Annotated in this window: 14 protein-coding genes; 5 read left to right on the forward strand and 9 right to left on the reverse strand. The window is 65.2% G+C overall.

All coding sequences use genetic code 11. The annotated features are described in order from the left end of the window. The first annotated feature begins 99 nt into the window (after nucleotides 1-99). A complete protein-coding gene (locus CK220_RS26665) occupies nucleotides 100-441 on the forward strand; it encodes a hypothetical protein (RefSeq protein ID WP_245429414.1) in 342 nt (113 codons plus the stop codon). Nucleotides 442-566: 125 nt separating this feature from the next. Next, nucleotides 567-872 (forward strand): ATP-dependent Clp protease adapter ClpS, encoded by a 306-nt coding sequence (clpS, locus tag CK220_RS26670; protein ID WP_095814384.1) that lies wholly within the window; start codon nucleotides 567-569, stop codon nucleotides 870-872. A 63-nt stretch (nucleotides 873-935) separates the two neighbouring features. On the opposite strand, the gene CK220_RS26675 is transcribed toward clpS, so the two are convergent. The 4 genes from CK220_RS26675 to CK220_RS26690 are packed head-to-tail and all read right to left on the reverse strand — an operon-like array spanning nucleotide 936 to nucleotide 7,803. After that, on the reverse strand, nucleotides 936-3,023 hold the full coding sequence (locus tag CK220_RS26675; RefSeq protein ID WP_095814385.1) for a hypothetical protein: 2,088 nt from the start codon (nucleotides 3,021-3,023) through the stop codon (nucleotides 936-938). Nucleotides 3,024-3,026: 3 nt separating this feature from the next. After that, nucleotides 3,027-5,843 (reverse strand): DUF4159 domain-containing protein, encoded by a 2,817-nt coding sequence (locus CK220_RS26680; protein ID WP_095814386.1) that lies wholly within the window; start codon nucleotides 5,841-5,843, stop codon nucleotides 3,027-3,029. Then, complete coding sequence (locus CK220_RS26685) at nucleotides 5,840-6,799, reverse strand: DUF58 domain-containing protein (protein WP_095814387.1); 960 nt, start codon at nucleotides 6,797-6,799, stop codon at nucleotides 5,840-5,842. The genes CK220_RS26680 and CK220_RS26685 overlap by 4 nt, the downstream gene beginning before the upstream one ends. Next, entirely contained in the window at nucleotides 6,799-7,803 is a 1,005-nt protein-coding gene (locus tag CK220_RS26690) for a MoxR family ATPase (RefSeq protein ID WP_095814388.1), read from the reverse strand. Before CK220_RS26690 ends, CK220_RS26685 begins: the two co-directional genes overlap by 1 nt. A gap of 153 nt (nucleotides 7,804-7,956) precedes the next feature. On the opposite strand from CK220_RS26690, the gene CK220_RS26695 reads away from it, so the two are divergent. From CK220_RS26695 to CK220_RS26705, 3 genes are read left to right on the forward strand one after another with little or no spacing between them, the layout of a single operon-like run. Further along, nucleotides 7,957-8,586, forward strand: coding sequence for a DUF1285 domain-containing protein (locus CK220_RS26695; RefSeq protein WP_095814389.1), 630 nt, complete (start codon nucleotides 7,957-7,959; stop codon nucleotides 8,584-8,586). Continuing rightward, nucleotides 8,586-9,218, forward strand: a complete 633-nt coding sequence (locus tag CK220_RS26700) for a CoA pyrophosphatase (protein ID WP_095814390.1) — start codon at nucleotides 8,586-8,588, stop codon at nucleotides 9,216-9,218. Before CK220_RS26695 ends, CK220_RS26700 begins: the two co-directional genes overlap by 1 nt. After that, entirely contained in the window at nucleotides 9,215-10,483 is a 1,269-nt protein-coding gene (locus tag CK220_RS26705; protein ID WP_095814391.1) for a CCA tRNA nucleotidyltransferase, read from the forward strand. Before CK220_RS26700 ends, CK220_RS26705 begins: the two co-directional genes overlap by 4 nt. A 24-nt stretch (nucleotides 10,484-10,507) precedes the next feature. On the opposite strand, the gene CK220_RS26710 is transcribed toward CK220_RS26705, so the two are convergent. The 5 genes from CK220_RS26710 to CK220_RS26725 form a co-directional block, all read right to left on the reverse strand. Beyond that, nucleotides 10,508-11,488: a S8 family serine peptidase gene (locus CK220_RS26710; protein ID WP_095814392.1), complete on the reverse strand. Its 981-nt coding sequence runs from the start codon at nucleotides 11,486-11,488 to the stop codon at nucleotides 10,508-10,510. An 88-nt stretch (nucleotides 11,489-11,576) separates the two neighbouring features. Beyond that, nucleotides 11,577-12,155, reverse strand: a complete 579-nt coding sequence (locus CK220_RS26715) for a hypothetical protein (RefSeq protein ID WP_095814393.1) — start codon at nucleotides 12,153-12,155, stop codon at nucleotides 11,577-11,579. Between the two features lie 269 nt (nucleotides 12,156-12,424). Then, on the reverse strand, nucleotides 12,425-12,610 hold the full coding sequence (locus CK220_RS26720) for a DUF1059 domain-containing protein (RefSeq protein ID WP_059188453.1): 186 nt from the start codon (nucleotides 12,608-12,610) through the stop codon (nucleotides 12,425-12,427). 56 nt (nucleotides 12,611-12,666) lie between these two features. Next, nucleotides 12,667-12,939, reverse strand: coding sequence for a hypothetical protein (locus CK220_RS31645; RefSeq protein ID WP_141245236.1), 273 nt, complete (start codon nucleotides 12,937-12,939; stop codon nucleotides 12,667-12,669). Continuing rightward, nucleotides 12,936-13,196 carry a DUF1344 domain-containing protein gene (locus CK220_RS26725; protein ID WP_095814394.1) on the reverse strand — a complete coding sequence of 87 codons (261 nt, stop codon included), beginning with the start codon at nucleotides 13,194-13,196 and terminating at the stop codon, nucleotides 12,936-12,938. The genes CK220_RS31645 and CK220_RS26725 overlap by 4 nt, the downstream gene beginning before the upstream one ends. Nucleotides 13,197-13,300: the final 104 nt, after the last annotated feature.

A 13,300-nucleotide genomic window follows, 5' to 3' on the forward strand; every position in this document is an offset into this window, starting at 1 on the left:
GGCCGGGGCGGTTTCCGGCGGCCGAAACCTGACACCGGCAGCTTGCGCCGCGCCACTTCCTTAACCCGATCGCAATGCCGGTGCCGTAGGACAATCCGCATGAAGAAGCGGCGTTCGTCCATGATGCGCTCGCTGGCTCTCGGCGGCTTGATTGCCACCGCGGCGGCAAAAGCGCTGATCATCTTTAGAGCCAGCCCAGTGCCGGATCCCGCCAGCGGCAGGACCGAGCCGGAACTTTTCGCGCCGGCGATCTCATCGAGCTTCGACTACATCACGCCGGCACAGAGCTGGATCCTGATCGTGCTGTCGGGCGCGACGCTGATCGGGTTCGTCGCCTGGATGTTTGCCGCCTTCATGGAGCGCGGTTTCAACATGGACGACGGCGACTCCGGCAAAACCGACACCGTGATGCGTCGCACGATCGGTCGACAGGGGCGTTGAAGCGCAAACAACGCTGTCCCACCTTCATCGTCCTTCGATCCTCCGCCCTCCAGCGGACAGATGGACGAATGCTTCCTTGGATGAGAGAGTGCAAGCCAGACCCAGTTTCCAACTGGTGAATTCCGATGCCTGAGACCGTCCTCAAACCGCGTGCCAAGACCCAGCCGAAGACCGAGCGGCCGAAGCTCTACAAGGTGATCCTGGTCAATGACGACTTCACGCCGCGGGAGTTCGTGGTGACGGTGCTGAAAGGCGAATTCAAGCTCAGCGAGGATCAGGCGCATCGCGTGATGATCACCGCGCACACGCGCGGCGTCTGCGTGGTCGCCGTCTTCACGCGCGACGTCGCCGAGACCAAGGCCGCGCGAGCAACCGACGCGGGCAAGGCCAAGGGCTATCCGCTGCTGTTCACGACCGAGCCGGAAGAGTAGGGCGGCTCTACCTCAGCCCATGTACTGGGAGAGGGAGAGCGAGACGGGCAGAAGGAAAAGGCTCTACCTTCCTTCGCGATACCACATCGAGCCGATGGCCAAGAGCAGCAGGCCGAGGCCGAGGAAGCCGCCGAACAGCGGCACGCGCGAGACGGCCTTCAGCGTGCTGTCGTCGGTGGTGCGGAGCCCGATCCAATCGTTCCCCGATGCCGCGCCCGAGGAGCGGACCGGCACGATCGAAGGCAGCGCCACACCGCCCGCCAGATCGCCAAGCATGGAGGATGGCGCGAGCCGGCGCACGCTGCCGCCGGTCGCCTCGGCCGGCGCCTTCAGCCTGTCCTCGGTGGAAACGACATCGGCGAATTCCGGCGCATTGATCGGGCCGACATGGGCAAGCGCGGTGAGGTCGCCGTTGCCGACCTGATAGAGGCCGATCTCGCTGGTCTGCAGGCTGCCCGTGAAAATCCCTGGTTCGGCCTTTTCCAGTTTGACCGTCATCGTCTTGCCGGAAGGCGTGATCACCTGGGCGGGCCCGGGATCATCGCTCATCGTCTGGCGGCGAATTTCCAGCACCATGCCACGACCGTCGGCGGTCAGCCGTTCTTCTTCAAGGTCGGGTTCCTTCATCAGCCAATGGGCGATGCGCCGATAGAGCTGGACATGCGGCCCGCCGCCTTCGAAGCCGCGCGCCCACAGCCAGCCCTGATCGGAAAGCAGCATGCCGACCCGCCCTTCGCCCTTGCGGTCAAGCACAAGCAGGGGGCGGTCGTCGGCCCCTTTCATCACCACCTGGCCCTCGGGGTTCTTGACGCCGATGGTGCGGAACCAGCGGCTCCAGCGCGGCGGATCGGCGGCGGAGCCGTCGAGCCCGCGCGTGACCGGGTGGCGCTGGCCAAGATCGGTGAGACGCGGATAGAAGGCCTTGTCGACGACCTCGCCGCTCGGCATCGCGGGCAGGGCCGACATCAGCGGTGTGCGGGCGATGGAGCTGTCGCCGGCATATTCGGGGCCGGCGGCAATCAGCAGCGCGCCACCCTTTTCGACATATTCGGAGATGTAGTCGTAATAGAGGATCGGCAGCACGTCGCGATGCTGGTAGCGGTCGAAGATGATCAGATCGAAATCCTTGATCTTCTCGACGAACAGCTCGCGCGTCGGGAAGGCGATCAGCGACAGCTCGTTGATCGGCGTGCCGTCCTGCTTTTCCGGCGGCCGCAGAATGGTGAAGTGGACGAGGTCGACCGAAGCGTCGGATTTCAACAGGTTGCGCCAGGTGCGCTCGCCGGCATGCGGCTCGCCGGAGACCAGAAGCACGCGCAGATGATCGCGAATGCCGTCGACCAGCGCGATGGCGCGGTTGTTGGCGTCGGTCAGCTCGCCCGGCTCGTGATCGATCGAAAGCTGGACGATGTTGCGGCCGGCGTTGGGAATGGTGACTTCAAGCTTCATCGGCTGGCCGATGGTCGCATGCTCGACAGAGACCTGCTCGCCATTGACCGAGACCCGCACGTCGACCGGGCCGCCCTGGCCTTTCGTGGAAATGACCCGATAGCTCATGTCGAGCGGCTTGCCGACGAGGCCGAAGCGCGGCGCGTTCTCGAAGCGGATGCGGCGGTCCTTCTCGTGCTCGTTGCCGGTGATCAGCGCATGAAGCGGCGCGTTGAATTCCGGAGCGCCGGCCGGCGCGTCATGCACCTCGCCATCGGTGATCATGATGGCACCGCCGATGCGCGAGGGCGGCACATCGCGGAAAGCGCTTTCCAGCGCGCCGAACAGCCTGGTTTCCGTGCGCTCATCGGCGGCCTCGGATTTGCCGGCCTCGACGACGCGGACGTCGAATTGCTTGAAGCGGCCGAGGCGCTGCTGAAGGCCGGTCAGCGCCTCGTCGGTCTGCTTGGTGCGCTCGCCGATGTCCTGGCTCTGGCTGCGATCGACGATGACAGCGACGACGCTCTTCAATGCCTCGCGTTCCTCGTCGAGGAAAACGGGATTGAGCAGTGCCGCGCCCAGCGCGAGCAGGGCGATGAAGCGCAAGACAGAGCCGCGCTGACGGAACCACAGGCCGGCCAGCGCGAGCAGCGCGAGCGGCACGATGACGGCCCAGAACAGCGGCCAGGAAACGAGCGGCTCGAAGGAGATCGACCAGTTCATGATCTACTGTCCCAGCCGTTCGAGCAGGACGGGCACATGCACCTGGTCGGATTTGTAGTTGCCGGTCAGCATGTACATCATGATGTTGACGCCGGCGCGCAACGCGTAGACGCGCTGCATCGGATCCGGCGGCACGGTCGGCAGCATCGCATCGCCGTTCTCGTCGACCGCCCAGGCGCCGGCGAAATCGTTACCGGTGATCATGATCGGAGAGACGCCGTCGCCGGTGCGCACGGGACGGTTCTCGGTATTGCTGGCGTCGAGCGAGGCCTCGACCCAGAGCGGACTGCCGTTGAAGCGGCCGGGAAACTCGGGAAGGATGAAGAAGGACTTCGTCAGCACATGGTCCGAGGGCACCGGCTCCAGCGGCGGCACGTTCAGATTGCCGAGGATGTCGCGCAGCCGCTCGGTGGCCGGGCTTGCCGAGCCGGCGCCGATGCCGTTGGAGAACTGGTCGCGCGTGTCGAAGAGAACCGTGCCGCCCTGCTGCATATAGGCGTCGATGCGGGCGATTGCCGCTTGGCTGGGCATCGGCGCGGTGGCGTCGATCGGCCAATAGATCAGCGGATAGAAGGTCAGTTCGTCCTTGGAGATGTCGACGCCCGCCGGCGGGCCGGGTTCCAGCGCGGTCTTTTCGATCAGGAAGCGGGTGAGGCCTTCGAGGCCGGCGCGGCTGATTGAATCGACGCCGGGCTCGCCGGTGATCACATAGGCGATCCGAGTTTTCGAAATGTCCTCGATCGCCTGGGAATCGCCCGGCTTCGAATCATCGGCGCGGGCAAGATCGGCGTGGCCGAAGAGCCCACCGAACACGATCAGCACGGCAGCGGCGGTCGCCGCGGCGCGGCGCGGCCGGCGCGAGAACAGCCCACCCATCCAGAACACGGCAAGTGTGTCGAGCACCATCAGCAAGAGGGCCAATGTGACCAGCGGGCCTTTCAGGTTCTCCGATTCGTCGAAGGCGTAAGGGATGGCTGTCACCGGCAGCGAGATCTGCGGCCGAGCAAGCGGCGCGAATGTGCTTGAGGCGTTGAGCAGGTTATGCGCAAAAACGCCGGTTTCCGAACCGTAGAGGCCGGGCGGGTTTTCCAGCGTCACCGGAAGCAGGCCGGCCGCCGGCACGAGCGGCCGCGCATCGGGCGTCGGCGGCACCAGTGCGCCGTCGGCGCCGATCATACGATAGGGCGCCAGCGATGCTGCGGCGGCCTCGGCATTGGCGACCGCGGCGCCCTGGTTGCGCGACAATTGCACTATGCGCCTCAGCATCTCGACGAAACTGCCGGAGATCGGCAGGTTCGACCAGGTCGCCTCCGGTGTCACATGGAAGAGCACCAGCGTGCCCTTGTCCTTCTTCATGCCCGTGACCAGCGGCGTGCCGTCGGCAAGCGTCGCCCAGGTGCGCTCGACGATGTCGGGCGTCGGCTCGGCCAGCACCTGCCGGCTGACCGTCACCTCGGTCGGCGGCGCGAGATCGGCGAACGGGCCGTTCTTCGGGAATTCGATGACCGGTTGCGGCGTCGTCCATGAAAGTGCGCCGCCCAGCGCGCGCTCGCCGCTGCGCAGCCGGACCGGCAAGAGATCATCGTCGTTGCCGGCGGCGGCTAGCCTTGAACCGGCAAAGCGCACCAGCGTGCCGCCATTGTTCACCCAGTCGACCAGCCGTTGCCGGACCTGCGCGGGGATGGTCCCGACATCGGCCATGATGATCATCGCCGGCTTCTGGTCGAGAAGCTGCGGAATGGCATCGGCCAGATCGGCGCTCGACGGCTCCACCAGATCGGCGAAAGGCTGCAGGGCGCGGCGAATGTAATAAAGCGGCGACAGCAGCGGCTGCGCCTGGTCTGCCTCGGCCTGCGAAAGCAGACCGACACGGCGGCGCTTGGAGCTCTCGTCCAGCACGCGAACGGCACCGGCCTGGTGCTCGCCATCGAGTGCTATCGAGGCGAAGTCGTTGCGCAATTCGAAGGGCACCCTCATCGTTCCGGTGGCGGTGGCCTGACCCGGCGCGAAGGTTAGCGTCGCGTCGGCGATGCGGCGGCCCTTGTCGTCGAAGGCGCCCGCCGTGACCTGCGCCGGCGCCGGGTCGCCCGGCGCGCGGATGGCTGTGAGCGTGAAACCGTCGACCTGATTGTCGGCGCCGGTCAGGCCGGTGACAGAGAGCCGGTCCGAGGTGGCCCAGACCAGCCTCGCGGCATTCTTTTCCAGGAGCGTCTTGAACGCCGCTTCGTCGCCATTGGCGGCAAGGCCATCGGCAAGCACGGCGACGCTGGCGCCAGGCAGGCGCTCCAATGTGGCTGCGACGCGGCCATAGACGGCAGGGCGGTCGGTCGGGATCGGGCGCGGCTTTGCCGCGCGCAGGCGGTCGAGCGCGGCCGATGCATCGAAGGGGCCGATCTCGGCATTCGGTTTCTCGGCGGTAAAGGCGATGACGACCGGCACGCCGTTCGAGCCGGCGTCGGCAATCAGCCGCTCGGCGGTGGCGACGCGCTTGCCCCAGTCGGCGGCGCTTGCCCAGTCGTTGTCGATCACCAGCGCGAGCGCCGAGCCCTCCGCCGGCAGCTTTTCGCGCGGATTGAAGATCGGCTCGGCGAGCGCGGTGACGATGAGGGCGGCCATCAGCAGGCGAAGCAATGTCAGCCACCAGGGGCTTTGATGCGGCGTCTCCTCGCGCCTCAGGACGCGGGCGAGGATCCTCAGCGGCGGAAAGACCTCGGTCCGCGGCCTGGGCGGCGTCAGCCTCAGCAGGTACCAGATCACCGGCAGGGCCAGCAGACCCCACAGCACCATCGGCGCGCCGAAGGATAGCGGCAGCCAACTCATGCGACCGCCTTTCCGGCATCGCCACCGGCGGTCAGCCCGGCATGACCCGAGGTCAGCCCCGGACGGCTGCTGTCGGCGGTCATCGCCATGTGGACCCGCACGAGCGCCTCGGAGGCGAGGCGGTCGGTATGGTTGACGGTAAAGCTCCAGCCGAGGCGCTTGCACCAGCCGGCCAGTTCCTGGCGGCGAGCGATATAGAGCAGGCGGTATTCGTCTTTAAGCGTTTCGGCGCGGCCGGCGGTCAGCTTGTCGCCGGTCTCGGGATCGGTGAATTCGGTGCGGCCGGCATAAGGGAAGGTCTCCTCGGCCGGGTCGGCGACCTCGATCAGATGCGCGCGCACACCGTGACGCGCGAGCACGTCGAGCCAGGCCATGGTCTCCTCGACCGGGTCGAGGAAGTCGCTGACGATGACGATGTCGCAGAAGCGGCGGATTGCCGAGAGATCGGGCTTGGCCGCCAGGTTGCCGGCATGGCTGAGCTGGGCCGCGATGCGTTCGGCGCCGTTGCGGGCGGTGAACGGGTCTGTGAGGCCCGGCCAGGCGATGCGCTCGCCGCTGCGCGACAGGAGCTCGGCCAACGCAAGCGCCAGCACCAGCGCACGCGATTCCTTGGAAACGCCGGCTCCCGCTGACTTGTAGAGCATGGACGGGGAGGGGTCCGACCAGAGCCAGACGGTATGGGCCGCCTCCCACTCGCGGTCGCGCACATATGTGTGGTCGTCGCGGGCTGACCGGCGCCAGTCGATGCGCGAGGCATCGCCTTCGACATAGGGGCGGAACTGCCAGAAATTCTCGCCGATGCCGCGCTTGCGGCGGCCATGCCAGCCGGCGATCACCGTGTTGACGATGCGGCGCGCCTCGACCAGCAGATCCGGCACCAGAGAGGCCCGCAACCGGCCACGGGCGAGCGCGTCGCGCGTCGCAACCGGTGCCTGGACCTCGCCTATTCGACCCATCAGATGCCTTTTGCCAGTTTCGCCACCACGTCGCGCACGGATGTGCCTTCGGCGCGGGCGGCGAAAGTCAGCGCCATGCGATGCTGCAGCACCGGCTCGGCCAGGGCACGGATGTCGTCGACCGATGGCGCCAGCCTGCCATCATATAGGGCGCGTGCTCGGGCGCACAGGGTCAGCGCCTGGCTGGCGCGCGGACCAGGACCCCAGGCGACATGCTTGTCGGTGTCGGCAATGCCCTGACCGGGACGAGCCGAGCGTACCAGCTTGAGGATCGCTTCGACGACGGTTTCTGGCACCGGCATGCGGCGGATCAGCGTCTGAATCTCCTTCAGCCTGGCCGGCTGCAGCACATTGTCGGCCCTGGCCTCCTCGACGCCGGTGGTTTCGAGCAGGATGCGGCGTTCGGCCTCGATCTCCGGATAGAGGATGTCGACCTGCATCAGGAAACGGTCGAGCTGGGCTTCCGGCAGCGGATAGGTGCCTTCCTGCTCCAGCGGGTTCTGCGTCGCCAGCACATGGAACGGCGAGGGCAGGTCGTGGCGAACGCCGGCAATGGTGACGTGATATTCCTGCATCGCCTGCAGCAGCGCCGACTGCGTGCGGGGCGAGGCTCGGTTGATCTCGTCGGCCATCAAAAGCTGCGAGAAGATAGGCCCGCGGATGAAGCGGAAGGATCGTTTGCCAAGCTCATCCTGCTCCATCACCTCGGAGCCGAGAATGTCGGACGGCATCAGGTCGGGCGTGAACTGGATGCGGCGGGAATCGAGGCCGAGCACGATGCCAAGCGTCTCGACCAGCTTGGTCTTGGCGAGGCCCGGCACGCCGACGAGCAGCGCATGGCCGCCGGCAAGCAGCGCAACGAGCGTGCGCTCGACGACGGCTTCCTGGCCGAAGATCACGCGGCCTATGCCGTCGCGAACCTTGGAGATGTCCGACAGCGCCTTCTCGGCTTGCTCGATCATCGCCTTGTCGCTCAACGGGCTTTCCTTGATCATCACGCTCATGCCGCTCGATCCTTGTGGTTGGAAATACCGGCTTGCATTCTCGATTCGCAGAATGCCGCGATTCGGCCTCGCCCGGCGCCTGCGATTGAACTTAAATCACAGGCTAGGGCTGACAAGGCTGACAATCGGGACAACAGTGACTATTTCGTGACCATGACGCATCGCACAGAATCCGGTGAAAAGGGCCTGACCAGCGCCACCGAGGCGCGCGGGCTGGAGGCGCTGATCTCGCGAGCGGCGCGCGCCGGCAAGGGGCCGGCTCCGGTGGAGCGTTGGAATCCGGACTTCTGCGGCGATCTCGATATGGAGATCAGGGCCGACGGCACCTGGTTCTATCTGGGCACGCCGATCGGGCGGATGCCGCTGGTGCAGCTCTTTTCCAGCGTCTTGCGCAAGGACGCCGACGGCAAGACTTATCTGGTGACGCCGGTGGAGCGCGTGGGCATCCGCGTCGTCGACGCGCCCTTCATCGCCGTCGAGATGAACGTGTCCGGGACCGGCCACGGCCAGGTCTTTACCTTCCGCACCAATGTCGGGGACGTGGTCACCGCCGGGCCCGGCCATCCGCTGCGCTTCGTCGACGAGGACGCCACCGGCGGGCTCAAGCCCTATCTGCTGGTGCGCGGGCGGCTGGAAGCCTTGGTGGCGCGGCCGGTGATGTACGAACTGGTCGAGCATGGCGAGGTGATCGACGTCGGCGGCAGGGCAATGTTCGCCGTCCGCTCCGGCGGCGAAGTCTATCCGATCATGCCGGCCGAAAAGCTCGAGCGGCTAAGCGCGTGATGGATCAGGTGGCGCCGGTACCGTTCTCGATCGCGGATTTTCGCGCCCGCGCAGCGGCGCAGGCCGAGGTGCAATACGGCGACGAGTTCGGCGACCACCGCTTCAATCCAGGCCATCCCAGGCTGAAGCATATAAAACCGTTGCGCGACGCCGCGGTTCTGATCCCGGTCATCGATCATGCCGACGGCGCCACGGTGCTGCTCACCAAGCGGGCCGAGAAGCTGCGCAGCCATTCCGGCCAGGTCGCTTTTCCCGGCGGCACCATCGATCCGACCGATCCCGGTCCTGAGGCCACCGCGCTGCGGGAGAGCTTCGAGGAGATCGGCCTCGACCGGGATCACATCGAAATCATAGGCCGCATGCCCGACTATGTCTCCGGCAGCGGCTACCGCATCGTGCCGGTGCTTTCGGTGGTGCGGCCGGGCTTTTCGCTGATGCTCAACGCCGACGAGGTCGACGCCGCCTTCGAGGTGCCGCTGCGCTTCCTGATGGACCCTGTCAACCACGCGCGCGACAGCCGCATGTGGAACGACCTCGAATGGTTCTTCTACGAGATGCCCTATGGCGGCCAGCGGATCTGGGGCGTCACCGCCGGCATCATCCGCACACTCTATGAAAGGCTCTATGCGTGAGCGCTGAGGTGTCTCTCTCGGGCAGGGCCGATTGGCTGGGCGAAAAGCACCTGCAGAAGCTGCTTGCCGCGCTGAAGGAGGGCGGCGAGGAGGCGCGCGTGGCCGGTGGAGCGGTGCGTAATGCACTGATCGGCCAGCCGGTCGCCGACATCGACATCGCCACGACGACGGTGCCAGAGGACACGATCCGCCGCGCCCAGGCCGCCGGCTTCAAGACCGTGCCGACAGGGATCGAGCACGGCACCATCACTGCGATCGCCGGCGGCAAGGCCTATGAGGTCACGACGCTCAGGGCCGACATCGAGACTGACGGTCGGCGGGCGAAAGTCATCTTCGGACGCGACTGGAAGGCCGACGCGGCGCGGCGCGACTTCACCATCAACGCGCTTTACGCCGAAGCCGACGGCGCCATCGTCGATCTTGTCGGCGGCGTCGCCGATATCGAGGCGCGGCGGCTGCGCTTCATCGGCGACCCGGAAGCGCGCATCCGCGAGGATTATCTGCGCATCCTGCGCTTCTTCCGCTTCTTCGCCTGGTATGGCGATGGCCGGCCCGACGCGGAGGGCCTGAAGGCCTGCGCCAGGCTGAAGGACGGGCTCGGCAGGCTTTCGGCCGAACGCGTCTGGTCCGAACTGAAGAAGCTGCTTTCGGCGCCCGACCCCTCGCGCGCCCTGCTGTGGATGCGCCAGGCCGGCGTTCTCACCGCCGTGCTGCCGGAGAGCGAGAAATGGGGCATCGACGCCATCCACGGGCTGGTCAGGACCGAAAAGGATCTCGGCTGGGATGCCGATCCGCTGCTCAGGCTGGAGGCCGTCGTTCCGCCGGATGCCGCGCGCATGAAGACGCTTGCTGAAAGGCTGAGGTTTTCGACCGACGAGGGGGAGCGCCTGCGACACTGGGCCCTGACGGTTCCGCCTGAACCCAAGACGACCGAGACGGAATTGTCGAAGAAGCTCTATTTCGGCGACCGCGAAGGCTTTGTCGATCGGCTGCGGCACGCGCTCGCCGCCGCGCGGACACGGGCCATCGAGGACAATCGGGCGATGATGGAAGCCGGTGGTTTCTTGCGCCTGCTCGGCTTCGCCTTGAAATGGCAAAAGCCGACCTTTCCGATCAAGGGCGCCGACCTGACCGAACTCGGCGCCGCGCCCGGCCCGAAGCTTGGCGCCACGCTGAAGAATCTCGAAAGGGAATGGGTGGATTCAGCATTCGCCATGGATCGCGGCGCACTGCTCAAACGCGCCGCGCAGGCACTTCAGGCTTAGATGAGGCCTAAATCGTTGGCCCGCTCAGTGTATCGCCACTGGGGCCAGGGCACGCGAAAGGCTTGCCTCGCCCTTGCCGTAGACGGAGGGGTCGTAGTTGACCAGCGTGTCGGTGCGAGCCGTGTTGAGCAGGTCATTGGTGATCTGAACCGGGGTCGCCTTGGTGAATTTGCTGCCGATGATTGCGGCATATCCGGAGATTATCGGCGCGGCGAAGGACGTGCCGTAAAGGCCGGTCTTGTCCCCTTCGACGCCGACCACCAGGAAGTGGCTCTGCACGGTCGGGTCGGAGCCGGCGTAATTGGAATACCAGGCAAGCTGCGCCTTGTTGGACGTCGTGCCGTTTGTCGACAGCGCGCCAACAAAGATCGCCGTCGGTTTGCCGATCAGAGCGAGATCGAGATAATCCTGCTGGCCGCTGGTGACGCCGCCGACCGCGACCGAATCGTTGCCCGCCGCTTTCGAGACGATGGCCGATCCCTTGCTGGCGTAGGAGATGATCGATTGCTCCTCCTTGGCCCAGCCGATCTGGTTCACGCTGTAACCAGCGTTCGCGTACATGCCGTAGCTGAGGTTGAGCACGTTGCGGCCACTTGCCAGCGGGACGGCCGAACCCGTCGAGAAGTCCTTGGAGCGGATGGTCGCCGCAGGAGCGATCATGCTTGCTTCCTCGCGCGTCCACTCTCCGTGCCGCTGGTACCGCGTGCCGATGCCGAAATTGCCGGAAAAGCGCGATGAACTGCTGAAGTCGTCGACGATGGTGATGGTGACGCCCTTACCCTTGTAGCCAGCCGCCCACGCGGCGCCGACATCGGGGCTCATCCAGCTCTGCACCGCTTGTGTCGTTCGCGCAACCGGTATCTTTGCGCTTACGCATATGGACCCGCCGCCGTGGCAGAGTGCGGCCGCCTGGTCGGCGTCGAGAGCTTCCTGCGCCGACGCGATGGATGCCGGCAGAATGGTCAGTGCCGCGGCAATGCCGAGCTTCCAGAAATTACCAGACATGGTCTTACTCCCGGTCAAAGCAGTAACGAGGACGGATGATCGCGAAGTTCGGGAGCAGGAAGATTTCTCATGCGCGGCATCCCGGCGATCAGAAAGTAACACGGTAATTGAGCCACAGGCGCAGCCTTTCGGGGGTAGCGTTAACCAGATATTTCAGCGTGTCCTCAGGCGCCGTCTCCCCGGCCGCAAGCCGGCAGTTGACGCTGTAGGTGCCCAGTTCCCCGTAGTCGGCCACGCAGGGCTTTTCGCTCAGGTTGCCGCCGACGGTCGAGGTCACCGAAAGGGAGAGAGTGCTGTTGAGGCTCGGATGGGTCTGGGTGAGAAAACCGAGCTTGAGGCTCGGCGCGATGCGGTATTTCTCGGCTCGTTCGCCGGTTCCCACTCCCCACAGAATGCCGCTGTTTTCGGTAAGTTGCGTGAGGAAGTCGACCTGCATGTCGACCCAATTGCTGTGGTACCAACGATTGAACGAGACCCAGCTCCCGTCCTGCAGCTCATAGCCGCCATTGGCGAGGCCTCTGGCCCGGTCGCTGAGCCATGACCCCTGGTGGATGTTCACGAGCGACGTGGTCACTTCCTGGGTCATCGCCGGCGAGGCGCCAACGACTACGCACAGCAACAGTGCGGCTGCGCCGAAACCGTCTCGATTGTTGGATCTTTCGCGCATGCGCGAAGCACCTCGCCCCACCGGATCCAGACGCGCCTTGTGGCGAACGGCTCCTCGGGCAGCCGCCGTGGCCGGATCATGCGCGCGACGATCGCATGGAGACCGTTACCGCGGGGTTATCCAAGCCGGTATGAATATAAGTTTTTGCTTGAATTCGGCGAAGCCAGCCGCTGCCAGCGATGAGACGCAAACGAAGCGAGATGCGCCTGGATGCTGCATCCAATTGGCCGTCTTTGCTGATGGTCGTACGAAAATGGCGACCGGATGCCTCAGGCCGCGTCGCGGACCTTTTGGATGCGCGAACGGATCGCCTCGATCATGGTCTCGCGGATGATGGTTTCGCCATGGGTTTCACGCATGTGCTCGACGGCGCGGCGCATGACCTCGGCTTCCTCCTCGGCGCGCGTGTGCCAATCGCAGCCCGGGACGAGTGTCCCGCATTGGAACTCCTTCATGGTGTTTTTCCTTTCCTAGGTCCGGAGCCATGATCCGCTCCAGCTGTTTGTTGCCGTTACGCAATTCCGCATGCAAAGACGCTTCGAATTTTTTCCTGAAATTGCCCCGATGGAAAACCATAACACATGTCGCCGGCTTCGGTTGCATTGGAGCCGGTGGCGAATTGTTTTTTCAGGGTCTCCGCGCGAAATGAAAGGCGGAGCATTGCTGCTCCGCCCGTTGCCACCTGGTTTCCATGAAACGATGAACCGCTCTGCATTTTTGTTTTGACGCAATTCCGGCGGACCGCTTCAACCTTTCTGCAATTGCTAGCCGTGCGCGCCGTCACTTCATGATCTTGACAGCCTCGGCAATCTTATCCTTGCCGCTCATATCCCAGGAAACGCGAACCTTCTCGCCCGGCTTGATGCCCGGGTCCTTGAAGGCCTTGGACAGCGTGAAGGTCGATCCGTTGTCCAGAACAAGGCTCATGGCCGTTCCATCAAAGCTCTTGACCGTGCCCGTGGTGTGCTTGACCGCGGCGAATGCGGTGCCACCGGAAGCGAGAAAGGCAGCGGTTGCCGCCGTCACAATAAGTTTGCGCATAGATGCTCTCCTGGAATGCGGGCACCGTTTGGGAAGGCACTCCGCTCGATCAGGGCCGTCCGGACGCGTCGGGTCGCGGCTCGTAGCAGTGACGAGCCGCCGGC

This window comes from Mesorhizobium sp. WSM3860, assembly GCF_002294995.1.
In the GTDB taxonomy this organism is placed as follows: domain Bacteria; phylum Pseudomonadota; class Alphaproteobacteria; order Rhizobiales; family Rhizobiaceae; genus Mesorhizobium.

Coding starts and splice junctions, on each gene's coding strand:
- CK220_RS26665 (WP_245429414.1), top strand. CDS start 100: ATGAAGAAGCGGCGTTCGTCCATGATGCGCTCGCTGGCTCTCGGCGGC.
- clpS (WP_095814384.1), top strand. CDS start 567: ATGCCTGAGACCGTCCTCAAACCGCGTGCCAAGACCCAGCCGAAGACC.
- CK220_RS26675 (WP_095814385.1), bottom strand. CDS start 3,023: ATGAACTGGTCGATCTCCTTCGAGCCGCTCGTTTCCTGGCCGCTGTTC.
- CK220_RS26680 (WP_095814386.1), bottom strand. CDS start 5,843: ATGAGTTGGCTGCCGCTATCCTTCGGCGCGCCGATGGTGCTGTGGGGT.
- CK220_RS26685 (WP_095814387.1), bottom strand. CDS start 6,799: ATGGGTCGAATAGGCGAGGTCCAGGCACCGGTTGCGACGCGCGACGCG.
- CK220_RS26690 (WP_095814388.1), bottom strand. CDS start 7,803: ATGAGCGTGATGATCAAGGAAAGCCCGTTGAGCGACAAGGCGATGATC.
- CK220_RS26695 (WP_095814389.1), top strand. CDS start 7,957: ATGACGCATCGCACAGAATCCGGTGAAAAGGGCCTGACCAGCGCCACC.
- CK220_RS26700 (WP_095814390.1), top strand. CDS start 8,586: ATGGATCAGGTGGCGCCGGTACCGTTCTCGATCGCGGATTTTCGCGCC.
- CK220_RS26710 (WP_095814392.1), bottom strand. CDS start 11,488: ATGTCTGGTAATTTCTGGAAGCTCGGCATTGCCGCGGCACTGACCATT.
- CK220_RS26715 (WP_095814393.1), bottom strand. CDS start 12,155: ATGCGCGAAAGATCCAACAATCGAGACGGTTTCGGCGCAGCCGCACTG.
- CK220_RS26720 (WP_059188453.1), bottom strand. CDS start 12,610: ATGAAGGAGTTCCAATGCGGGACACTCGTCCCGGGCTGCGATTGGCAC.
- CK220_RS26725 (WP_095814394.1), bottom strand. CDS start 13,196: ATGCGCAAACTTATTGTGACGGCGGCAACCGCTGCCTTTCTCGCTTCC.